27 protein-coding genes and 1 pseudogene are annotated in these 21213 nt (G+C 36.2%); 2 read left to right on the top strand and 26 right to left on the bottom strand.

Going from position 1 to position 21213, the window contains the following annotated elements:
• Positions 1-438: 438 nt before the first annotated feature.
• From ACFX4R_RS25520 to ACFX4R_RS25490, 7 genes are all read right to left on the bottom strand, one after another.
• Positions 439-810, bottom strand: a complete 372-nt coding sequence (locus ACFX4R_RS25520; RefSeq protein WP_377559034.1) for a hypothetical protein — start codon at positions 808-810, stop codon at positions 439-441.
• A 249-nt stretch (positions 811-1059) separates the two neighbouring features.
• Complete coding sequence (locus tag ACFX4R_RS25515; protein ID WP_251034448.1) at positions 1060-1371, bottom strand: hypothetical protein; 312 nt, start codon at positions 1369-1371, stop codon at positions 1060-1062.
• Positions 1372-1753: 382 nt separating this feature from the next.
• Positions 1754-2224, bottom strand: coding sequence for a hypothetical protein (locus tag ACFX4R_RS25510; protein ID WP_377559032.1), 471 nt, complete (start codon positions 2222-2224; stop codon positions 1754-1756).
• Between the two features lie 274 nt (positions 2225-2498).
• On the bottom strand, positions 2499-3344 hold the full coding sequence (locus tag ACFX4R_RS25505) for an STAS domain-containing protein (RefSeq protein ID WP_377570900.1): 846 nt from the start codon (positions 3342-3344) through the stop codon (positions 2499-2501).
• A gap of 21 nt (positions 3345-3365) precedes the next feature.
• Positions 3366-3761, bottom strand: coding sequence for a hypothetical protein (locus ACFX4R_RS25500; RefSeq protein WP_377559028.1), 396 nt, complete (start codon positions 3759-3761; stop codon positions 3366-3368).
• Between the two features lie 26 nt (positions 3762-3787).
• Positions 3788-4219 (bottom strand): hypothetical protein, encoded by a 432-nt coding sequence (locus ACFX4R_RS25495; RefSeq protein ID WP_377559026.1) that lies wholly within the window; start codon positions 4217-4219, stop codon positions 3788-3790.
• A gap of 128 nt (positions 4220-4347) precedes the next feature.
• Positions 4348-4545 (bottom strand): hypothetical protein, encoded by a 198-nt coding sequence (locus tag ACFX4R_RS25490; protein ID WP_377559024.1) that lies wholly within the window; start codon positions 4543-4545, stop codon positions 4348-4350.
• Between the two features lie 483 nt (positions 4546-5028).
• Here ACFX4R_RS25490 and ACFX4R_RS25485 point away from each other — a divergent pair, with 483 nt between their 5' ends.
• Together ACFX4R_RS25485 and ACFX4R_RS25480 are read left to right on the top strand one after the other, a co-directional pair.
• Entirely contained in the window at positions 5029-5241 is a 213-nt protein-coding gene (locus ACFX4R_RS25485; RefSeq protein ID WP_034656103.1) for an alpha/beta-type small acid-soluble spore protein, read from the top strand.
• A gap of 150 nt (positions 5242-5391) precedes the next feature.
• Positions 5392-5688: an HU family DNA-binding protein gene (locus tag ACFX4R_RS25480; protein WP_370511592.1), complete on the top strand. Its 297-nt coding sequence runs from the start codon at positions 5392-5394 to the stop codon at positions 5686-5688.
• 110 nt (positions 5689-5798) lie between these two features.
• Here the strand turns inward: ACFX4R_RS25480 and ACFX4R_RS25475 are convergent, their stop codons facing one another.
• The 19 genes and pseudogenes from ACFX4R_RS25475 to ACFX4R_RS25385 all read right to left on the bottom strand — a co-directional run bounded on the left by ACFX4R_RS25475 (position 5799) and on the right by ACFX4R_RS25385 (position 21203).
• Complete coding sequence (locus ACFX4R_RS25475) at positions 5799-6122, bottom strand: hypothetical protein (protein WP_377559022.1); 324 nt, start codon at positions 6120-6122, stop codon at positions 5799-5801.
• Positions 6123-6515: 393 nt separating this feature from the next.
• Positions 6516-7076, bottom strand: coding sequence for a L,D-transpeptidase (locus ACFX4R_RS25470; protein WP_377559020.1), 561 nt, complete (start codon positions 7074-7076; stop codon positions 6516-6518).
• Between the two features lie 198 nt (positions 7077-7274).
• Positions 7275-8102, bottom strand: a complete 828-nt coding sequence (locus ACFX4R_RS25465) for a hypothetical protein (RefSeq protein ID WP_377559018.1) — start codon at positions 8100-8102, stop codon at positions 7275-7277.
• 51 nt (positions 8103-8153) lie between these two features.
• Complete coding sequence (locus ACFX4R_RS25460; protein WP_377559016.1) at positions 8154-8792, bottom strand: restriction endonuclease; 639 nt, start codon at positions 8790-8792, stop codon at positions 8154-8156.
• A complete protein-coding gene (locus ACFX4R_RS25455; protein WP_377570897.1) occupies positions 8785-9780 on the bottom strand; it encodes a toprim domain-containing protein in 996 nt (331 codons plus the stop codon). Before ACFX4R_RS25455 ends, ACFX4R_RS25460 begins: the two co-directional genes overlap by 8 nt.
• Positions 9781-9858: 78 nt before the next feature.
• On the bottom strand, positions 9859-10893 hold the full coding sequence (locus tag ACFX4R_RS25450) for a hypothetical protein (protein WP_377570895.1): 1035 nt from the start codon (positions 10891-10893) through the stop codon (positions 9859-9861).
• A gap of 303 nt (positions 10894-11196) precedes the next feature.
• A pseudogene (locus ACFX4R_RS25445) lies at positions 11197-12297 on the bottom strand (ArdC-like ssDNA-binding domain-containing protein); the annotation flags it as partial.
• Positions 12290-12565 carry a hypothetical protein gene (locus tag ACFX4R_RS25440; protein WP_050691675.1) on the bottom strand — a complete coding sequence of 92 codons (276 nt, stop codon included), beginning with the start codon at positions 12563-12565 and terminating at the stop codon, positions 12290-12292. The gene ACFX4R_RS25440 and the pseudogene ACFX4R_RS25445, both read right to left, overlap by 8 nt.
• A 43-nt stretch (positions 12566-12608) precedes the next feature.
• A complete protein-coding gene (locus tag ACFX4R_RS25435; protein ID WP_207372123.1) occupies positions 12609-13049 on the bottom strand; it encodes a hypothetical protein in 441 nt (146 codons plus the stop codon).
• 1 nt (position 13050) lies between these two features.
• Positions 13051-14256, bottom strand: a complete 1206-nt coding sequence (gene mobP2, locus ACFX4R_RS25430) for a MobP2 family relaxase (protein WP_377559012.1) — start codon at positions 14254-14256, stop codon at positions 13051-13053.
• Positions 14253-14633 carry a hypothetical protein gene (locus ACFX4R_RS25425; protein ID WP_377570892.1) on the bottom strand — a complete coding sequence of 127 codons (381 nt, stop codon included), beginning with the start codon at positions 14631-14633 and terminating at the stop codon, positions 14253-14255. The genes mobP2 and ACFX4R_RS25425 overlap by 4 nt, the downstream gene beginning before the upstream one ends.
• Complete coding sequence (locus ACFX4R_RS25420) at positions 14630-14887, bottom strand: hypothetical protein (RefSeq protein WP_155660827.1); 258 nt, start codon at positions 14885-14887, stop codon at positions 14630-14632. The genes ACFX4R_RS25425 and ACFX4R_RS25420 overlap by 4 nt, the downstream gene beginning before the upstream one ends.
• A gap of 244 nt (positions 14888-15131) precedes the next feature.
• Positions 15132-16019, bottom strand: a complete 888-nt coding sequence (locus ACFX4R_RS25415) for a hypothetical protein (RefSeq protein WP_377570889.1) — start codon at positions 16017-16019, stop codon at positions 15132-15134.
• Positions 16020-16029: 10 nt separating this feature from the next.
• The gene (locus tag ACFX4R_RS25410; RefSeq protein ID WP_377570887.1) at positions 16030-16614 is read right to left on the bottom strand and encodes a MerR family transcriptional regulator; all 585 of its coding nucleotides are present in this window, start codon (positions 16612-16614) and stop codon (positions 16030-16032) included.
• A gap of 13 nt (positions 16615-16627) precedes the next feature.
• Positions 16628-17743 carry a bifunctional lytic transglycosylase/C40 family peptidase gene (locus ACFX4R_RS25405; RefSeq protein ID WP_377570884.1) on the bottom strand — a complete coding sequence of 372 codons (1116 nt, stop codon included), beginning with the start codon at positions 17741-17743 and terminating at the stop codon, positions 16628-16630.
• A 3-nt stretch (positions 17744-17746) separates the two neighbouring features.
• Entirely contained in the window at positions 17747-19681 is a 1935-nt protein-coding gene (locus ACFX4R_RS25400; protein ID WP_328257249.1) for a VirB4 family type IV secretion system protein, read from the bottom strand.
• 47 nt (positions 19682-19728) lie between these two features.
• Positions 19729-20091 (bottom strand): hypothetical protein, encoded by a 363-nt coding sequence (locus ACFX4R_RS25395; RefSeq protein WP_377570881.1) that lies wholly within the window; start codon positions 20089-20091, stop codon positions 19729-19731.
• 162 nt (positions 20092-20253) lie between these two features.
• Positions 20254-20898 (bottom strand): hypothetical protein, encoded by a 645-nt coding sequence (locus tag ACFX4R_RS25390; protein WP_180896635.1) that lies wholly within the window; start codon positions 20896-20898, stop codon positions 20254-20256.
• A gap of 14 nt (positions 20899-20912) precedes the next feature.
• Positions 20913-21203 carry a DUF5592 family protein gene (locus ACFX4R_RS25385; RefSeq protein ID WP_180896634.1) on the bottom strand — a complete coding sequence of 97 codons (291 nt, stop codon included), beginning with the start codon at positions 21201-21203 and terminating at the stop codon, positions 20913-20915.
• Positions 21204-21213: the final 10 nt, after the last annotated feature.

The following is a 21213-nucleotide window of genomic DNA, read 5'->3' as shown; positions in this document are numbered from 1 at the left end:
CATAAAACTCATTCCAATCAGAAGAATGCTGAAGTAAGCGCTCTTCTATTAAAAAGATAATGTTCTCTGGATATAAACAAATGGCCTCACTATATGATCCCTCTATCGTTCGCTGAATTTTAGAGTAAAAATGTTCCTTAACATCGATATGTAAAGAGACATCCTGAAAACCGTCATCATCTTTTAAAATATAAATACATCAATTGCTTTCTCTAACTTCTTCAGAAAATAAGTACGTGAGTTCTTCTAACTGATGATCCTTAATGTATCAACTATCATTAGTAATGTTCAAAAAATCTCTCCTTGTACCTGTTCTTGTTTCTCGGATTTTAAGCTTTCCTTAAAGCATTTCTTTAGTCATATTGTAAGCCTACTCATCATTTGTTTACAACAAAAGAGAGTTTTGTTCCCCTATCAGCGTAAGGCTTCCTTTTTTGATTAAATTTCCTCCTCGTACAGGTTTCCAAGCGAAAATGCTATAGGAAACCATCTTTCCGTTTCATACATATGATGTAGATTTTCAGCCACTGGATAGTCTGGTATCTTACCATCAAATATATATAATGTACTTGGAACATTCCGAGGGATAATCGTACGATCCTCAAACATTAACTCTACGACTGCCTTACAAAAATATTCAGACATCCCTACCCACAGCTTTACGTTTTTATTACTTGGCATATGAATACTGTAACCCCCTTGATAACTTATACCTTTTCGTTCCAATATACGTTCGATCTCAGCAAATGAAACCTTATCATTCCTCTGTGTAAGTAACTCTATAATGATTTCTTTTATCCTTTCTTTCATGTACGATCCCCCTTGTTCTCAGTACTATCATTATAGCAAGTTGCACCATCTAGTAAGCTAGATTATGTTCCATTTTGGAGGTCCATTTGACTTTTTATAAATATTCCGTTCTCTATAAAACTATATATATTAAGTGTTAAACCGAAACCTTTTTTGTATTTCCCTCTGTTTAACGTGTCCAGTATGTCGATTCAGATCCAACCGTTAATATTCCCATGACTGTACACAGTTTTTCAGAATTATAATGGATTAATTGAGGTCATTTTTGTTAGCCGATATCCATTTAGATATTTCATCAAAAATATTCTGAACTTGTTCTTTATTTAAAACTTCAACTTTCCCCCAAACAATGGAGAGATATTCCTCTAAGTGATTAGGATATGAAAGAGATTCAGTAACAAGTGCTTTATAAAATAATGGATTACCCCCTTTATCTACTTCACCTTTACATCTATAGTTTTCAAATTCCCATCCTCTTTTTGTTTTTTTAAAATGATAAAGGTCCTTATCCCCCCATTGAGGACTGTAAATCTGCATTTTGAATCTAGATGTACTACTCAATTGTAAATACCTCCTCAAAAATATAATTTTAATAAGGCACTTTTTATCTTTACCCTTTAAACATATATTTTATTTACATCTCTTTTACTGTAATTTTGACAGTTCTAATTACGTCACTTACATAGAGCTCAACTCTATTGCGATGCTTATATTTTTTCAATTTCACGAGCTTATTACTGCCTATAAGAGATAGTATGATAACTAAAAATGCATATGATATATGGTGTAAAAACAGAAAAATACTGCCTCTTCCCAGTTAAAAGAGGCAGTATTTTTCTGTTCGTTGAATGGTAGTCGTTAGGCGACGCTCTATTGCATCTTGGATAGTTTAATCCAAATATAAAATTTTAATCATTTTATCAAATAAAACGATCTCAGCATACTAGGATCTTTTGCTAGATAAAGCATTATCTTTTACATATATTTCATAATGTCCATTTATATAACTAGTTACCTTTAGGTTAAGCAAAAGGGCTTTTAGGTTAACTAGTTCAGAATCTAATTCGCACTCTCTTGCCATATCTTCAATCTTCTTCTTGATTATTTGTATATTATTTTCTAAATCAGTTACCGTTTTTTCACTGTATTGGTAGGGAACTTCATCTACAACTTCTGTAATTAATTGATTCTGTCCTTCGTATTCTGATTTCCCTTTAATTGCAGCCTGTTTTCCAATCAATACAGCCTGCTCTTTTATGTCTGACAGAAGAATCATTAAACCAATTTGTTTACTCATAGGAATATGCTGCTTATCAAAAATAGAGATAATTTTTGTTTGATAGTCATCCATAGTGATATGTAGTTGATATTTTGCTTCTCGGATTACTTCTTCCTGATTTTTAATAAGTATCATTTAAGGATTCTCCTATAATATCCATGTATATCCTAACTATGGCTATTAGGTTTTTTTTCTGATGAAAGAAGAAAAAAAATCTTTAACAAATAAAGACATGTTTCTTCTAGAATTACAATCCAGTCTATTACTTTACCCTTTGAGTTGAAAAATAAACATAAAAAAACTAATTATTACAGAATAAATATATGATTACCAATAACGGTGATTATGCCAACTAAAGATGTATATGAAATTCATTTGCATTTTATTCATCCAAATTGGATACGAACTTTTATTCTAAAGTATCTATAGTTAAATTTAAATCAAGAAGTGCTTGCTCTAGATTTGCTTTTATCGTTATTGTGCTAAAATCAATTCCTAGTTGAATCATCGTCTGGGCAACTTCAGGCCGGATACCAATTAATATTGTTTTTACCCCAAGAAGACCTAATGCGTCTACAATTTTAAAAATTTGATGGGCAACCATGGTATCTACAATCATCACGCCGGAGAGGTCAAATAGCAAATGTGATAATTTTAGTTCATTTGCCTTCTTTAATGTTTCCTCTAGTAAAAGTGTTGCTCTTTCTGGATCTACCTCTCCAATGAGTGGTAGTATAGCAATACCTTTGGTGATTGGAACCACCGGTACAGATAATTCAAGGAAAGCACTCTTTGCTTTTTTTAGTGTTTCTTGATGAATATTTACATACGTCAAACTAAAAACATAAACAGCTTTATCTAATAAAGGATCAATGATAGTGATTAATTCAAATATTGTGTCTGTAGGTATATTATGATCTCTTATTTCTTCTTTAAGGACTTCCCATATGAATTTTCGGTAATAGGTCGTATCTTCTAAAGCCTCACTCAGAGAAATACCTAGATTTGATGCAAATTCTCCTGACTCTTTTGCCCATTTCACTATTTGATCAAAAATTGTTTTTTGATCGATTTTTTCCATGAGAGCCTGCCCAAAATAACTGATGAAGTTTGCTCTCAATTCAATAATTTCTTCTTTTGTGACATTGACGTCTTTTACCTCTTTAAGGTCAGTCATTCTATTCGTGTGTACCATATGTGCAATTTCATATTTTTTTCCTAAGATTTTCTCTCCCAGAAAGTGTAAATTATCCATTTCACATTAACTCCTGTTCTTTTAACCGTTTAGATTGCTATTTTTATTTTTAATTTCTAAAGATAAATTCTTAAAAATTTTCAACCTATCCTCTAAGCTACTTCTCAAGATAATATTTAAAATTAGTAGGGTAAATGCGAATAAAGATGCTATGAAAAATATAGGTGTAAATACCGGAACGAAAATAAATACAGCAATTACTGCAATAATGGTGAAGGTTAAAAAATTAAGCATTTGCTTATTTAATTTACTTGTTCTTTCTAAAAGCTCTTCATTTCTCTTTATATACTCTATAATTTTTTCTGGACTCTTCGCAATATAGTCCCTTTCTAATTTTTTATTCATCTTACTAATTCCTTGAAACACAATAATAATTGCTAAGGTTACGACAAGAGATATAATAACATAGTTTGGCATTTAAACATCCTTCTGCTCTTTTTTCATTAAGGTGTGCTCCTGATAAAGTAATCTAGATAAAAAACCCCATCCACAACAATAAAAATAATTGGTCCTACAAAATAATCTAATATTTTTGATTCCCCTATAGTTTTTCCATTAGCAAACATGAATAAGAAAAATCGTATGATTGAATAAGAAAGAAAATATACAAAAAGTGAAAGTATTGGATAAAAAACAAAAAACCAAAGTACTGCTATAACAAGGTTTGCTTGACTATTGTCACCGAACATAGAATAAAATTTTGTTCCTCCCTGTTCATGGTAAACCAGAAGCATAAAGGCCATACCACCAAAAACTGCACTAAAAGCTGGCCATCCTTTAGGTAAATCAATTTTTTTAGAGATTACAAGTTGATAACCAAAAAGCAAGAAAGCTGCTAAAATACCAATCACAAAAAACCAAAAAGCACTATCCATAAAAAATACCTCCTTTAATTTTATAGAGCTATTAGAAGTGCACAAATTTGCAATGAATGATTGTTCTTCCCCGATTTTCAGACGATATATCAATAAAAAAAGCACCCCCAATGGATACTCTATAGTAATTACCCTAATTCTTTTTCTTGCTGTTTTAGTAACTTACTTTCCATTTCTAATTGCCTCATTCTTCTTTGAAGTTCTAAATTCTCCAATTCTTTCTCTAATTCCGAAGATAACTTATTCCTTTCCCTAGCATTCTCCATTAATTTTCTAGTAATTGCTATTCTTTTTTCATTTTCATAAAATTGATCTTTTAGATTCATATTTACAGCCCCTTCCCGATAACTTGCTACGTTCGACACTTGAAAGAAAAAACCCTTTAATTCAGATGGACAGTAACCATGTACTAAACACAGAGGTAAAAAGCTCAGCCTATAGTTTTGGGAAATGCTAGGATTTTTACTCATATGGAATGATAACATTTTGAATTTTATCATTTAATATTAAGAATAATCATCAACATTTTTCATTAAGAATAACTTTCTTTAATAAACTTCTGTAGTATTTATAAAAGGATTGGGAGCATTTAAATGTTCGAAGATGATTTTATCATTAAAACAATTTATGATTTAAATAGTAAGGAAATAGAAAAGGAAAAATAATCATTTGTCATCAACAAGCACAAAGGATAAAATTCATGATTTTTATGAACTGAACTGCTTTTTAAAATTAATTTCTCATCTTATGAATAAACTATCCTTCTTTTACACATTTTAACTTTATAAAATGTAAAGGAGTTGCATACAATGGCAAACAATAAAAATAGCAATACAAATGAACTATTAGTATATGGTGCTCAACAAGCAATTGACCAAATGAAATATGAAATCGCTAGTGAGTTTGGTGTCAATCTTGGTCCTGATACAACGGCCCGTGCAAATGGATCTGTAGGTGGAGAGATTACAAAACGTCTTGTGCAAATGGCGGAACAACAACTTGGTGGCAAAAACATCCGATAATAAGATCCTTCTAACTGAACGTATACTAAAGGAGAAATGGGTTCCCATTTCTCCTTTTCTTGTTGTAAAACATTTTTCTACACTTAGAAAAGAACTTATGTTTGGCCTTTTCACAAAACATATGCTATATTTTTAATCTACATATTCTATATACGAAAAGATGAGGTATTATCTATGAAAAAAGCTGAATTGATTGAGGCAGTTGCTTCAAAGTCAGAATTAACAAAACAAGAGGCAAAAAAAGCTGTAGAAGCGTTATTTGAAACCATTACTACGACCCTTGCCAAAGGTGAAAAAGTTCAACTAGTAGGATTTGGCACATTTGAAGTACGTGAACGTGCAGAGCGTACAGGTCGTAACCCTCAAACAGGGGAAGAAATAACGATTCCAGCAACTAAGGTTCCAGGTTTTAAAGTAGGAAAAGAATTAAAAGAAGCTGTTAAATAAAGAGTTTTTACCATAAGTATCCAGAAAACACTTCTAAAAATTTTAGTTTATTTAATTTATAAAAGATCAAAAGGTGTACAAACGTACACCTTTTTCATGATTTAATGACCTTATTCTGTTTGAGCCGATCCATCTTCAATCTGATTTCCAAACTGTTTTCGGTGAACCCGAACAAAAGAAGAAATTTTACTGTAGTAATGTTTTTCCACTTCATCATAAGGTATCCATATTTCTTTTTTCATGATGAGATCATATACTTCATCTAGAATTTGATCTCGTTTATTTGGACGCAGTTTGACATTTGGATACTTGATCATTTTAATATATCGGTCTCTTAGTTCATTTGTAATCCACTCTTTCTGCTTTTGCTTTAATGCTGAAAATTTTTTATTGGTTTGAATGAGACGACCATTTTGATAAGTATGGTTCTTCATATAGATTTCCCCCTTTTCTCCCGATTCTCCTATAAAATCACTGAATCTTCCTTTACCTAGTAACATTTTTCTTGAATTGTTCTTTCACATAGGTACAATTTCGTTTATGCTCACGAGAAAAGAAATGATCATGCTTATAATGTACTTTTACTTCACAAGAGGGGCAGAGAAAAAAACCTCTTTTTGCTCTGTCTTGACTCACCTCATGAGCATAGAACTCTCCCGTAGCTTCAAACATCCATACATGTTTAGCCTTTTCAATCTTTGCGCGCATATTATGCTCTCCTCTCACCATATTTTTCATCTATTTCTATCATAAGGGGTATATGGTAAAGAGACAAAATAAAAAGCAGTATTCCCATGCTATTTGCGCATGAGAATACTGCTTTTTGATTATTTTTCTTTTAAATCATAACCTTTGAACTCATAACCGTACACGCTCGTCAACTCTACAAAACTCTTATACGAATAGGTAATCGCAACCGGTGTACCTACTTGAACCTTATCATATAACTTTTCAACAGAAGCATTATGCATTCTCACACAACCTTGGCTCACATATTTTCCAATGCTGTTTTCATTACTATTGCCATGAATGCCATACGTATCGCCATATGTGTTATTGGCATTCAACCCTAACCAACGTTTCCCTAATGGGTTTCGGGGATCTCCGCCAGGAATATGTCCTGTATAATAAGGACGATTTTTAATTTTATTGACGATTTTAAAGAACCCAACCGGTGTTTTCTCCCATGTCTTACCTGTAGCAATGGGATCCACCATTTCTAACTTTCCATCGTGAAAATACGCAAGCTTATTATAGTATTTATTAATGATAATTAAATCTTGATTCACTGATTTGCTTGCTGCTTCTGTTTTTCCTCCATTAACTCCATATAATGCGACCATTAGTAATGTAAGAACGGTCATTGATTTCATAAAAATGTTCTTCATAAAAACTCTCCTCTTTTTTATATAAAAGGAAAAAAGCATCTTTCGAAAGATGCTTTCTCGTCACAATCATTTATAAATAAAAATCTATACACTTGATGACTTTTCCATGCTAAAAAACGCTCTCTGACGAAATTAACTTTTGTTTTGCGTATAACTAAACTACTCATTCGATGCAAATTTCAGTATCTAGAAGAAGGGTTATTTCTTTGCTGCTACTTTCACTTTAATATTAGGCAGCTTAAGAAGTTTTGCTTCTTCTAATTTTAAAGATTGGGAAGGTATTTTTTTGACCCAAGCCTTTTTCATTCCATATCCATTCCACATAAAGCCGTTTTCTTTTAAATAGGCTTTATGATCGTAACAATTGGAAACACACAAATAATAATAAGACTCGATTTTAATTGTATTGGCCTGTTCCATTTGGATATTCTTTTCATCAATCCATTGAGCTACAGTCAATTTTTCCTCTTCTGCTTCAGAAGCACTCATTTCCTTCACCCATGCTTGCTCTAAGGAGCTATATTTATAGCCTCGATTTTTCAATTTATCCTTCATTGCAAATGATTGATATACTTTGATAAAGCAAGAATCTTGCTTATAATCTAAAGTTGAAATATCCCATTCATCGATGTCACCAAAATGTTTTTCTAACCATTTCTTATCTGTACTATCACGTTCTGTTAAGATATCTTGTTTTGACATAACCCCCATTCCAATAGCTGTTACAAGTAACTGATGAAAAATCTCATAAAAAGTCTTTGAGTGATCACTTTTTTTGCGTAAACAATGGTCTATATGATGGGACACTTCATGAAGCGTCGTAGCAATGGTATGCCCATTTGGTCTTGAAAGGTTAAAAACTTCAATCTTTCTATTGTGCGGATAATATCGTCCATGAATGGATTTCATCTCTTTCACTTTAATATCGATAAAAAAATTCTTGAATTTATTGTCAGGATAACTCTCCAAGGAATAAGCTTGATCGATCACATCACATAATGTTTTATAAATGGTATATGAACTCATAACATCGGCTCCTTTAACAAAAAAACAGACCTTCAACTGTAAGGTCTGTTCTCACTTATTTATTTTTTCTGTATGACGACAAGAAGGGAAAGACGAACAGCCAAAAAAGCGACCTCCTTTTCCTTGTCTCACTACTAATTGCTTACCACACGTTGGACACTTGTGTGCTTCTGGTGTGATATTTTCATAGATTTTTTTTGCTTCGAACGTGGGATTAATAGCACAAATGAGCTCTTGCAGATCCTCACGATCAACCAACTTTACATCACATGCAGTTGCCAACTCTTTGGCTTGTTTGGTGAAATAACTATTAGTCACCACCCATGCTTGGTTTGCTCGATAATAGGCTTTCGCCCCGTATACCTCTTGCACAGCTGATAAACTGACTCTATTTTTGTAGCCGTACCGTTTGGCTTGAACCACAATTTTTTCATCTCTCTCCATAACTAAATCAGCGCCAAAGTCTCCAGACTGCTTTGTTACTTCTGAATGATAGCCTAAATGTCGAAAAAGAACTTGTAGATAAATTTCAAATTGCCGCCCATCCATTTTATCAATATACGGCATATCAGCTTTTAATAAGGCCTTCTGCTGTTTACGTGTTCGAAGAACTTGATAAAGAAAAAGAAAGCTTTTACATATAAGAACAAAAACAAGAAAACATCCGATGCTGATGATAAAATTATCCATTCATGGAACGCTCCTGTTCGTTGGGTTTGGTTCGCGAAGGAGAAAAGTATTTGGAAAACGGCTTTTCTTTCGCCCCTTTTTTCAACTCATCGTTCCAATCCTTACCTGTAGACGGTAGTTTCTCTTTAAGGAGATCGGCATTGACGATTTGTTTCATTTTCTTGATAAATCCCTTTCCTCCTTGGTCATGATCCACAGCTAAAATCAATTCCTTAATGGGAAGTCCTTCACGCCGAGCTGTAAGATACGACTGCGCAACGGTTTTCGGTTTTAACCCATTCATACTAATAAGGCGTGTATTCTGCAATTCCTTTCTTTGTATACTCCAATAAGAAAGTAGATCAATCGGACTTTCAAAAAAATGAATGCTCGTTGGCATTCCTACATCAACGGAAAACCCCGTATGAGGGTTGTTATTGGGCAGGACTTGTTTAAAGGAACCACGCTTATTCTTCATCTTCATCGTTCCTTGGCGATCTGCACCAATGACTTTTCCTTTGCCTCCCTGTTCACGCCATTTAAACACCACATTGTTGCGTTTATCTTGGGCGATTAAGTTTTTTTGGAAGAGCCAATGGACTAACCGAGGATCAATGTGTCTTTCCCTCATAAGATAGTCTTTTGCCTTACTTGTGTCTTTTACCTCTAGCTCTTTTGGATAGCGAAAAGGCTCTTTTGACGTTGAAACTGACGGTTGCTCATGAGAATGAGAAGCTTCTTTATAGTCGCCTTTATTAATATCTAAGACAGCTTGTGGGAACGACATCCCATAATACATTTGAGCGAAACTGATTGCTCCATACCCTGTCTCATTTCGGCTATTCCATGCGTACATGTTCCCTTTAATCAGCAGACTATCATGCTTGGTATGGCGGTAATACTGCCCTTCTTTGATAAATGTTTCGCCTTTGGCTTCCAAATACGACAACAAATCGACGTCTCTGGCTTTCATAGACTCCTCCTTTTGGACATAAAGGCGTTTTTCCATCTCACTCCCTCCTCCTTTTCACCCTATGAAAAAAGAGAGGGATTCATCCCTCTCTAGTTATTCCATCTTTTGCTTTTTTTAACGTTCTACTTCATGGGAATCTTGTTGTTTTGTCTTAGAATGTGCTCCATTCTTCCGTGCAAAAAATTTCACAAAGCCATTTTTTGATTTCTCTTCTTTTTTCTGTTGGTCATGATCCTTTTTCTCCGTATCTAGGGCTTTTTCCAATTTGGTTAACGTTTCACGTTGCGAATCCGTCAAATCTAACCCTTTTAATTCCCTCAGAACTTCTTTTTTCAACTTATAAACCTTATCAAACGAATGTTTTTGTTCAAATTCTCTCATCTTGGCCAAACGCTGCTCTTTCTCCTGTGGTGTTTCTTCTTTCGCTTGTGGTTGAACAGCTGCTTGTTTTTCCTGCTCATCTTGCTTGGATGGTTCTTTGTCTATTGTTTTTTCTTGGGTGATCCCTAACTGTGAAAGCAACTGTTGTTTATAGGCTGCTTTATACTGTGATTCATCACGTGGCTTTTCCAATTCTTGAAGAAGCTCTTGTTTGTAATCCTCCTGGTAGTCTCCTTGTTCCTTCGCTTGTTTTTGATCGTAGTAATGAACGGATACACGAGACTCCATCGCATCCACTTGTTCTCTTGTAAACGTGCCTTCTTTCAACGCCAGCCCTTTTAACTGTACATAGTCTTTTTCGGCATTCACACGGGCCAACATACTATCTACCTGTTGAGGCTGTTCTTGGTCGTGTGCTTCTAACAACTTTCGATAACTCACTTGTAGCTGTTGGTCCCGATCTTGTGGCAACACAGGACTGACATCATGACTCTTTAAAAACTCAAGTGTTGTGTCACTTTCATACGCTTGTTTTTGTCCATTTTCGTCTGTCGATACCAATAAAACCTGCGGTTTTCTTTCGCCTAATGCGGACTGCGTGAGGTAGATGACTCCAGAAGGAATCTCTAGCAGCTGTTCACCACTGATATTTGCCCATCCTGCCTCAATTTTTTCATTCTGTGGATATTTCATGAACGTTTTTAAGGCTCGTTTATCCGCAATAAGGGTGTTAAATTTGTCATTTGAAAGAGATGTCACTTTTTTCATCATTACTTCCCCCATTTAAATAGTAGTTAGGCATAAAAAAAGAGAGCTTTTTATGCTCCCTTACCTTTCGAGTTCTTGTTCTTCTTTTTTCTTTTTGACGGTACCTGTTCGCTTTTGAAAATACGGCTGATGCCCTACTTCATGACGTGTTTGAAAAGTAAGAGGCTGTTCTTGAATTTGACCATCTATGACTCCCTGTTCATTTTTCTTCGTCACAGAATCCAGTTGATGCTCAAGCTTTATCACTTCTTCTTTCGTCATCCACCCATTTTTAATGGCTTTGACCTGGGTTGAATAATAGGTTTCCTCGGCTCTTACGCGTTCGAACACACTCTTTACGTCATCCAAAGATTCATTCTGCTGTTTTTCTCTATAAGCCTCATATCCTTCCTTCAATTTTTTATACACATTTTGAGGAGAAAGAGGTTCTTGGTCATCTGCCTCTCTTTCAAGAGACCGATTTTTTTCTCTTTCTTTCACTAAGGTATCTTCAATTGTTCCAATAAACTCAGCTGATGTTTCATGTACTTCTTTTAACAGGTTAGTTTTATCTTCAAAGGTTTTCCCCTTCGTCCAGTTCGACAGATAATCGAGGGAGTACGAGCTCGTGTCGATTCCAAAGTAAGACGAAACGGTATAAGCTGTCATTTCAGCTTGAAACTCTTTTTCTGCCGCCGTATAGTTCATATGTGTTTCTTTTGTATGAAGCTTGGCATGGGTCAATTCGTGCAACAGGCTCTTCACATTTTGTTTTTCAGAGTTTCGAGGGTTGAGGGCTACTTCTTTTGTTAGCGTATAGCTCGCACCCTTGGCGCTCCCTAATTCCTCTTTGGGTGAAATAATGGCAATGCCGTTCTTTTCTGCGATAGCTTCCATCCCTTTATAAAGTGTTTTGTAATCTTCCACGTTTCCTTCTAGCCAACGATTCGGGAAGATGGAAGGTAAATCACTCGCTTTTACGTTCGTCTGGACCACATCAAAAACATGGCCGACTGAAAAATACAATCGGCTCGGTGTGACATCTTTTTTCCCTTCTTGGATTAATTTCTTTTCTTGAGGAGTTGCCTTATTAATTGATTTCCATTTTCCTTTTTCATCTTGAAACTTAGGAACAGTTTTGTTTGGGACCAGAATTTGAATTCCTTTCTCTCCTTTATTGACAGAGAATCCTTTTTCTTTCCAGAAAGCAAATGATCCAACAGCTTGCGCCCCCATGAATTGTTGCTGAATCAGTTGAGTGTTTGATAAAGAATACTGATGGAACTTGCCCATGAAAGAGAGATACTCTTTTAAGTCTTCTGGTGAATGAAAATGCTGTTCGACACGTTTGTCCATATCCTTGGTGAGTGCTTCTATTTCTTTTCGCTTCTCTTCGGCTAATTTTTTCACATATCCTTTACTCATGGTTCTCGTTCTCCTTTTGATACGAGATTTCTTTTAACTCCTCTAATTCTTGTTCATCCCAAGGTTCATCTACTTCGACAAAGAGCTTCTTCGTTTTGATATTCATCGGGACCAACATATCACCTCCCTGACTAATATATTGATGAAACTCTTTCGCTTCTTCTGGTGTAAAAAACACTTCCTCTTCTTGATCACGATACCGTACAATGGCACTCCTTTCGCCAATCCATTTAATCGATACCAACACCACATCTTTTTGAAATAACATCTCTTTTTCCTCCTCTATTTTTAAAATACTAATGAATGTAACATTATTGAGTAGAAGTTGATTTCCCTCTCGATTCTTCCCAATCAATCCGTTTTTGTCGCTGATGAGCAATACGTTCCTCTACCGTCTCTCGTGCAATTCTCGTACTATCCATTTCTCGCATTCCAGTAGTAATAAGCCCTTTAAAGCCGTGAAAAGCAAACAATCCATTCATATACTCAATTAAAATCTGCGTATTTTTATCTGTCGCATTTGTGCCAAGGCGAATCTTCTTAAGCTCCTCTTTTAATACATCATGCAGGTTATGACTTACAACTTCACTAATATACTTTAATGACCACTCTTGCGCTTTTTGTTCCTTGTGTTCCTGACAAATTTGAGAGATGGCATCGCCTGTAAACCCAATATCATGCTCTTCCATATACGTTTGAATATAGTGTTTTGCTTCTTCTGTTAATGATAGTTTCATACGTTGTTTCGTCATCTTAATAACTCCTTTCATCCTCATAATGTTGTTGCCCGTTACGTTGTGATTCACGCTGCATTCGTTCATAATGCTGCTGATTTTTCCAACTTTCATATTCACTTTTAAACGCTCGTTCCATTCTTTTTAAGGATGCATGCATCGACACATGCTGCTGAAATCCTTTCGGACGTTTGGATGTTTTCACATGCTCGATAAGACGTTGAGCACGCTGCTGCTTTTTATCATAAGCCTTCATTTCTTGTAAAAAAGCATTGCCCATTCGCTGATATAACTCATCAATTTTATTCTGCTTATAATCTTTATATCGCTTTTGATCGTTTGTTCCTTCCCCATAAGCTTTCTTTAATTCTTTGACCTCTTCATCTAGTTTTTCAAGTAGCTGTTGGTACTCTTTTTGATGATGTTTTTCAATATAGTGTTGACTTAACGTATTGATTAAAGGTTTAAGAGGCTTTACTGTTTGATATCCATAATGCCATTGTCTTTTATCAACCGGTAGATGATTATAAATTTGTAGAAACAAAGGTTTCATGTGACGGTTTTTCCATGTCATCGAGGAATCTTGTTTCTTTCTATCTACAATGTGCGCACGAATTAACTCATTAATTTCTTTTTGATGATCGCCCCTCTCTAGGATTTGATTCACTACTTTAGACTTCATTGCATCTAATGTTTGAGGTTTTCGTTTTCCTCGTTTGCGTGTAGGATCTGGCTCTACGGTGGCAATATGAATATGGATGTTTTGGGTATTATAATGAATAGCAGCCGACCAAACAGCCGACTGATCTAACTTTTCCCTTTTAAGCATTTCCTCCATTGATTGACGGGTCACATGCATTAACTTTTGTTCATTGACTGTATGAGTATGTGCATCATATAGCCCGTTTTCTTCGAGCCACGGATTATGAAAGGTGATGACATCTTGCCACATGATACTCTGATTTTTTTGTGCGGTCTCAAACAAGAACTTCAAATGTTGCTTCTCCTCTTTATTTAACTGATCAGATTGTTTAGTAAACAACGCAGAGGTCTTTTCAGGGTTATCCATATAATCATGATAATGAGAAAAACGTTGTTCATGACTCTCCTCTTTTTGAGCTTCTTCACGATCAACATACTCCACATATTCTTGAAACGCTTTTTGATTAGCTGTGATGAATTTCGTTTTAAGCACGACACCTGGTGTAAGAGAAGCAACTGTCATTTGTTATACCTTTCTAAAAAAGCTGCGACCAATTCTCCTCGTTTGGCAGCTTGTTTCTCCTCCACTTGTTCAAAGACTTGCACCATGGATCGCTTCATACTTTCTTCCATACAAAACCATTCATTTCGTAGAAAGAGGCGCTCTGCTTCCATCAATCGATTTATTCTTTGAGAAATGACCTCAACAATTTCTTCTACAGGTGGTACAGTTGAGACCTGTTTTTGTTTTTCTTGTTTTTCCTCTTTAAGTATTTGATGCTCTAGACATATGCGAGCAATCGCATCACCGGGGAAACGAACATGTTGTTCTTTCATATACTCTTGAAGATATTCATCTGTTTTCTGATCAAAAGAAACCATTCTCCTTTGTTTCATCACACTTCATCCTCCTCCATTAATTCCTTGATAAATTGATTCATTGTTTCCATGACTTCTGTGCATTTTTCTACCGTTTGAATGTTAAAACGAACAAGATTCTCTAACTCTATTTCTCTGTCCGTTTTTGCTTGAAATAACGTGAGTGTTTCAAGCTGACCTTTTAAAAATTCTTGACGAGACATCTTCTTTTTCTTGGCAAGTTCATCTATTTTTTTAACCGCAATAGGATCTACATTTCGTATTTTAATTTCCATTTTAACTTCCCTCTCTTTTGTATTAGTGCTCTCCCCCCTAAAAGAAAGAAGAGCATAAGGGGTTTTTGCCCCCACAATGGGTGGGGGGCTAGGCAAAGCCTAGCAAAACGATGGGGTCAAAGAAAAGCTCTTCATGTCCCTTTTATGTCCCCTTTTCACCCATAAACACCGTTTTTTCAGGTCGGTTTTTTACCTTTTAATTCCATTTATTAACCCTAGTCCCTTTTGAGTCCCCTTCGTTTTTTCACTTCATGACCAAATCCTGTTCTTTTTCGTTCAACATTTTCAGCTTTTCTTGCAAACTTTTTTGTTCCGTTTTATAGAGTTCGATGGTTTCATCACTCGACTGTATACGATCTTTTTTCATGGCGATTTTCGATTCGGTATCTGCTTTTTCTTCATCTACTTGGTACTTCATATCACGTTGTAAATCATTCATTTCCTGTTGCGTATGACGTTTTTGTTTCGCTTCTAGAGCGATCGCTTTTTCATAGTTTTGCATCTTCTTTTTGACGGTTTTTTTCTCCAATGCATTTACTAAAAGGGAATAGTCTTGCTTCTGTTGAAGGCTCTTTCCTTTCCCTTGTTTTGTCTTTGTCTGATCGGAATAAAGGGTTGTAAGGAATGATTGACTGTCTTCTTTTTCAGCTAAATCTGTTGAATAGTGGCTCGTCATATCCTCCACGTTCACCGTTTCATTCTCTTCCTCTTCTTGATACAAATCAAAGGCAAGTGCTTCCCAATGAGGTGTTAAATTATTTACTCTTACTACGTAATATCCTTCATCTTCATAAACGACTTTCACAGGTAATTTCACGTTTGGGTTTGCTTTTTCCATCGCAGAAAAGGAGAGGTTTTCGTCCTCTCCTTGATCGATTTTCACCACCATATCTAATGCATGGGCTGTTGGATAATACACACGTTCTTCAAGCGTAATGTTTCCCGTTCCTGCCGTCGAAATCGGCTCAAACGTTTTCGTATGATAGAGCCTGTCGTCCGTATGAATATAAAATTTTGACGTTAAGAGGGACAAAAAACCAAGAAAGAAAAAGGCTAAAATGGCTGTGTATTTCCATGACTGTTTTCTCCGTAAATTAAACCGGTAATCGTCTAGTTTCTTTTTAATTGTCAATGTGTTCACCTCATTTCAAGATCTCTGTTTTTAATTCTTCGACACTATAAACGACCCATTTCTTTTCTTCTTTTCGTAATAAAACCTGAATGATGTCATGCGTTTGATCGTCTACATTTTCCTCTTTGATAACCAGATGATTGGTAAACTCTGCGATCACTTTCACCTCATCTTGCCCCCCATCAAACTGTTGAACATAAAGATGAAGGTCACTTGGTTTGGAACTATACGTATTGCCATAATCAAAGGTTTCTGTTGGATAAAATTGCGCATAAAGTTCTTTGTCCATAATGGCTTTAGCAACCTTTTTCCGCTCCTCAAATCCTTCTTTTTCACGATGGTAGGACACATCAATAAACTGTTTGACTGTATCTAGGTACGCTCGCTTTTGTTGTTCTTGCGCAGAAGGAAGCACCTCATTCAATTGCTTTTTCAATTCATTATTTTTCTGTTTTAATGTGTCATTTGTGACTTGAAGTTGTTTCGAAGCTGTCGCTTGAGAGATATTCTGATTGAGGTAGATATTCCAAATGGTCACGCCTGCAATTGCAAGGGCAAGCGCTCCAAATAATATGACACCAGCTTTGTTTTTCATCCTACATCCTCCTTTAAAATCGTTTTACACGTCCGTTAAATTTGTCACCAAAGTAGGTGCCCTTCTCCATACTCGCAATAGCTACACCCGTTTTTCCTTGGCAACCTAAGAACTTATTATCACCGACGTAGATACCCACGTGGCCGTCTATCTTATACGTATCAAAGAACACCACATCACCGGGCTTCATGTCTTTTGGATTGATCGCTTGCCCTTGCGTTTTAAGGGTATCGGTTGTGACACCAGACAGTGGACCGACATTCACACCTACCTGTTCAAACGCCCATCTCACAAAACTTGAACAATCAAAACGTCCTGCGTTAATATCAGATTGAGAGCGCCCTCCACCGAAAACATAACGTGTTTTTCCTATGAGGGTTTCACCTGCTTCAATGACTTTCACACCGGATTTACTTCCACTTCCACCACCTGAAGGAGTTGTAGGCTTTCCATCAGCTGCAATCGTTCCTGTGTAATATTTCAATACCGCAGAAACGTACAATGCGTCGCCGTAGCATGCCCCGTAGGGTATCATTTCAGGACGCACACAGTGATACTTTCCGGTGTGTTTGACTTGTTGGTATTGCATTTGCGAAAAGGAAATCGCTAACTCTGGGGTGTACTTTCCTCCATTTTTCATGACATAATTGATAAATCCGGGGCCAAAATTATAACTCTGTAGACATAATTTCAAATCATATTTCGCTTTTTCCAGTACACTTTTGAAGTGTAAAACCCCTTTATCAATTGATAATTCTGGGCTCTTAATACAGCCAACCGTACCGTCACAATAGGACTCGCTGCTTTGCATTGGATCGCTTCCTCGTCCGCCACTTTCTTGCATCATGAGTGCCATCATAATCGGCACATACGAAGTATCTAACCCGTGCTTTTGAGCATACTTTTCAAGCAAAGGTTGATATCTCATGACCTCTGATGACACATTAGCCGTCCCTACGCCAATGCCTCCACCTTCAATTTCTGTTACTTCTCCTTGTTCATTCTGGCTTTCAAATCCACCTGTAATCGCAACGAATGTTCCCATGAGTAAGAGGCCCGATAATCCTAACAGGATCAACGCGCCTCCAATCAAATATTTTTTAGGAATGAGATGCAAAACGACATGCAAGGCTTACGCACCTCCTCCGTATAGAGCTTTCTCTTCTTCATCCACTTCGATATGGAAAGGAATGTTTTTTACGGCATCAATGGATAAGATCACATCCCCTGTGGCAAGCTTCGGAATCTCCTCAAGTTCACTGGATGTAATCCCCGTTCCAAAAACACGTTGAATCGTTTCAATGCTGTTTCGGTCTTGTTGCATGATAAATTTGTACTGCGTAAATTCAAATAATTTTTTGATTTCCTCGACGGCTGTTTGATCCGAACCCTCTGGCACAAAATCCCGAATAGAGTGACTCGCAAAGATTAATCCGCCAAAGTACTTCCGAGCTTCTCGGCTGAATTTCCCTAGAAACTGTAGGGCATGTTCATTCCCCTTTCTTGTGTTGATGATATGATGAGACTCGTCAATCACAATGAGGTAACGAATGGCATCTTCAAAGGCAAGTTCGCCTCGTCCGTAAGCTTCCATTTGAGGTGCTCCTTGTTGAAGCATGTTATCCCATAACATGTTCATTACATTAAACAGCTGTGCTTGGAAGATTTCACTTTTTAAGCTTGATAAGTGTCGAAGAGAAAAGAATACAATTTGTTCTTCTGAAAAGTTATCAATGGTAGAAATCCCATCAAATAACTTGGCGTAGGTTTCTACTAAATTCGTAATATGCAACTCCATTAGCTCTAATCGATTCTTGCGTCCTTCTCCTAAATGGGCGTGATGTACTTTCTTTTCACGATCCGCATAGAGTTCTTGGCGAATATACGCTAAAAAATCACTAAACGTGGGATATTCTTCGGGACGAAGACTTGTAATGGTGTTATCATCGCCTTTATCTTCATCCCATAATTCCCTTTTAATATAAAACTTTCGCAGAAGGTTTTCATATTCTTTAAGTTCAGCGTCTGTTGCTTCAGGTGCAATAAACCGATAGAAAATCGTTAACTTGGATACATGATGCGTAAAGCTTAACGTTTCTCGTTTATCCGTCTTATAAACTTGTAGGGGGTTAATTTGCCCTTCTGAACCATCCAACGATACTTGCTTTCCTCCTAGCTCTTTGACAAGATCTTTAAACTCGCCCACAATGTCCAATCCTCGAATTTTATAGCCTTTGATCGCGTTATCCATCGTGACTTTTTTGAGGAAGGTCGATTTCCCAGCCCCCATGCGCCCAATCATGACCGCATTGTAACTTTTTCGCTGTTCATCTTTATGAAACAAATCAAAAATGACGCTGCCGCCTGTGCCTGTTGTCCCTTGGTATGTTCCGTAAGGGTCATCTAGTTTCATAAAATGAAAAGGAAACCCTCCGGCTAACGCAAGTGCGGGGATTTCCTTTCCTTTCCGTCTATTGGGGTATTTCTTTTGAATATGAAAAGGCGTGACCATCGATTCCCATTCATACTCTTGTTCATTTAAGAAAATCGATCCTCGGAAGTTATGGGTTTCAAGGTGATGAATGACTTCTTTGACGTGTTGTTCTAAATCAGGAATCGTTTTAGCTGCAAGGTAAATACGAAGGTGAACACGTTTAATGACTTCGCCATTCACCACATGCCGGTACAAGTCTTTCATATCTAAATATTGTTCCTGGGCATCCATCCGATCAATGTTTTCTTTCGCATTGATGTGACGTGCATTTTGTTCACTCATGTTTTTACTAATGGCTGCCACGACTTCTTTTCGATTGTCGCTGATCACATCAAGGGTTGTAATAGCATTCGGCATATTCATAATCGGAGCTAACCAGAAGTTATTCACGTTGGTTGGGTATCCGTATACATGGACACATGTCGTATAACCGTCACCATTGCGTGTCACATTTTCTTTGAAACTAACGCCTCCTTGCGGTTGAATTTGAGCAATTAAGTGTGGGTTATAACCTTTCTTTTGTTTGACTTGTTCAGGCGTTTTCTCTTTTTTACGAAAAGGCAAAGTTATCATCTATGTTTCATCCTTTCTTCCTTTTTAAATTGGATTTTTTGTAAAAGTTAGGTTATTTCACCGTTTTCATCGTATTTTGATATTTCGTCAAAAACTGTACCAGAATCTATGATTTTATTAACATCAGAAAATAATTTTATAAACTCTGTTTTATTTTCCTTATTTGTATCTATATAGGTAAATTTACAATATAGATACAAACCTTCATGCCCTTCTTGTTTTACTCGTTCAGTTCTTATGATGTAACTCTCATATTGTTCATCTTCAATCGGCTTGCCCACTAAATTTTTATCTTCCGTAAGATACCACTGATATTTACAAAGTGGATGTCCCTCTGAACTAGGTGCTGCATGAAAAATTAAATGAGCGTCATGATTATTATTGTGAAATCTAATAGCGTATTTTATCATTTTTTGTTTTCATCCTTTCTTCCTTTTTAAATCTTGGAATGGATTACTTGAAGAGGATTAATGTTTCCCTTTTCTACATGTATAACGAGTTTCGTTCCACCTACTTGCTTCAGCATATGAGTAAAGCTCTCTGTTTTTTTATTCATTACGTATTCTCCTTCTCTATTGTTTATTGCCGAGCTTGGCATTTTGATTATAAAGTTTGTAAAGCAAATCAATTTTCTTTTCTTGTGATACGGTTGATAAAGGCAAAACCGATTGAACATCACGCATGAATTGCGCATGACGGGCGATCACATCCGTTTCCTTATCACCATAGAGAAAGAGGAAGTATTCACGATTGGTGCGCCCCCACTCTAAATATTGCAGTTCCTTTAGTTTTTTCTGTAGAAACCGTAAGAACAAGGCATCCTCTGATTGTTGGATTTTCTTCTGTAAAAACTGTTGTTGTTTTTGGGTCGATACAGGTAAATTCAAGGACACCACTTTGAGAGACTTCTCATCCCCTTGATAGCCTTTCGCTAACATATAAATATGACGATTCGCATCTTCCTCATTTAATGAATTGACATCTGTACTTTGAATTTGCCAGATATCAAAATAGCCTCCCTCTTCTTTCAGTTCAAACAGGCCATTCTTGGTTTGATCGATAATAGGAATGATATCTGTTACACTTTTTTTAATTTCTGGCGATTTTTCCTTCTTCTTTTTCTTTTCTCCTTTTGATCCTTCACGGCTAAAAGGAAAAAGCTTTTTCTGGGAGCGTGCTGTTTGCTTTTGTATCTCCTTTTCATCAAATATAGCCATTTGGTAAGCCTCCTTTATTCTTGATCCCGATCAATCGCACAATAGGTGCTTTTCTTACGCACCATCGTAAGTAATAAAATTTCATACATCCGTTTTTGCGGATTAGTTAAAGGTCGAAGAATCATAATTAGACCAAATATGCTCATAAACACATAAAACGGAATATGGAGCATTGGATGAATAAAATAGCGTAACATCATTGTAAAAAGCAATAAGCCGATGATAAACAGCAAATCAAATAAATAAAGGGATTTATTGATCTTCAATTCCGTTGAAATCTCTTTGGGGATTGTGTAGTTTGCCATCTATGAATCT

The organism is Priestia sp. YIM B13490 (genome assembly GCF_042787735.1).
GTDB classification, from domain to species: Bacteria; Bacillota; Bacilli; order Bacillales; family Bacillaceae_H; genus Priestia; species Priestia megaterium.
Note: the sequence above shows the minus strand (reverse complement) of the source record. Positions and strands in the feature narration are given on the sequence as shown.

What these genes read in the sequence shown, in the direction of transcription:
- ACFX4R_RS25520 (WP_377559034.1), bottom strand. Translation starts at nt 810, where the DNA reads ATGAAAGAAAGGATAAAAGAAATCATTATAGAGTTACTTACACAGAGG.
- ACFX4R_RS25510 (WP_377559032.1), bottom strand. Translation starts at nt 2,224, where the DNA reads ATGATACTTATTAAAAATCAGGAAGAAGTAATCCGAGAAGCAAAATAT.
- ACFX4R_RS25505 (WP_377570900.1), bottom strand. Translation starts at nt 3,344, where the DNA reads ATGGATAATTTACACTTTCTGGGAGAGAAAATCTTAGGAAAAAAATAT.
- ACFX4R_RS25500 (WP_377559028.1), bottom strand. Translation starts at nt 3,761, where the DNA reads ATGCCAAACTATGTTATTATATCTCTTGTCGTAACCTTAGCAATTATT.
- ACFX4R_RS25495 (WP_377559026.1), bottom strand. Translation starts at nt 4,219, where the DNA reads ATGGATAGTGCTTTTTGGTTTTTTGTGATTGGTATTTTAGCAGCTTTC.
- ACFX4R_RS25490 (WP_377559024.1), bottom strand. Translation starts at nt 4,545, where the DNA reads ATGAATCTAAAAGATCAATTTTATGAAAATGAAAAAAGAATAGCAATT.
- ACFX4R_RS25485 (WP_034656103.1), top strand. Translation starts at nt 5,029, where the DNA reads ATGGCAAACAATAAAAATAGCAATACAAATGAACTATTAGTATATGGT.
- ACFX4R_RS25475 (WP_377559022.1), bottom strand. Translation starts at nt 6,122, where the DNA reads ATGAAGAACCATACTTATCAAAATGGTCGTCTCATTCAAACCAATAAA.
- ACFX4R_RS25470 (WP_377559020.1), bottom strand. Translation starts at nt 7,076, where the DNA reads ATGAAGAACATTTTTATGAAATCAATGACCGTTCTTACATTACTAATG.
- ACFX4R_RS25465 (WP_377559018.1), bottom strand. Translation starts at nt 8,102, where the DNA reads ATGAGTTCATATACCATTTATAAAACATTATGTGATGTGATCGATCAA.
- ACFX4R_RS25460 (WP_377559016.1), bottom strand. Translation starts at nt 8,792, where the DNA reads ATGGATAATTTTATCATCAGCATCGGATGTTTTCTTGTTTTTGTTCTT.
- ACFX4R_RS25455 (WP_377570897.1), bottom strand. Translation starts at nt 9,780, where the DNA reads ATGGAAAAACGCCTTTATGTCCAAAAGGAGGAGTCTATGAAAGCCAGA.
- ACFX4R_RS25450 (WP_377570895.1), bottom strand. Translation starts at nt 10,893, where the DNA reads ATGAAAAAAGTGACATCTCTTTCAAATGACAAATTTAACACCCTTATT.
- ACFX4R_RS25440 (WP_050691675.1), bottom strand. Translation starts at nt 12,565, where the DNA reads ATGTTATTTCAAAAAGATGTGGTGTTGGTATCGATTAAATGGATTGGC.
- ACFX4R_RS25435 (WP_207372123.1), bottom strand. Translation starts at nt 13,049, where the DNA reads ATGACGAAACAACGTATGAAACTATCATTAACAGAAGAAGCAAAACAC.
- mobP2 (WP_377559012.1), bottom strand. Translation starts at nt 14,256, where the DNA reads ATGACAGTTGCTTCTCTTACACCAGGTGTCGTGCTTAAAACGAAATTC.
- ACFX4R_RS25420 (WP_155660827.1), bottom strand. Translation starts at nt 14,887, where the DNA reads ATGGAAATTAAAATACGAAATGTAGATCCTATTGCGGTTAAAAAAATA.
- ACFX4R_RS25410 (WP_377570887.1), bottom strand. Translation starts at nt 16,614, where the DNA reads ATGAAAAACAAAGCTGGTGTCATATTATTTGGAGCGCTTGCCCTTGCA.
- ACFX4R_RS25400 (WP_328257249.1), bottom strand. Translation starts at nt 19,681, where the DNA reads ATGATAACTTTGCCTTTTCGTAAAAAAGAGAAAACGCCTGAACAAGTC.
- ACFX4R_RS25395 (WP_377570881.1), bottom strand. Translation starts at nt 20,091, where the DNA reads ATGATAAAATACGCTATTAGATTTCACAATAATAATCATGACGCTCAT.
- ACFX4R_RS25390 (WP_180896635.1), bottom strand. Translation starts at nt 20,898, where the DNA reads ATGGCTATATTTGATGAAAAGGAGATACAAAAGCAAACAGCACGCTCC.
- ACFX4R_RS25385 (WP_180896634.1), bottom strand. Translation starts at nt 21,203, where the DNA reads ATGGCAAACTACACAATCCCCAAAGAGATTTCAACGGAATTGAAGATC.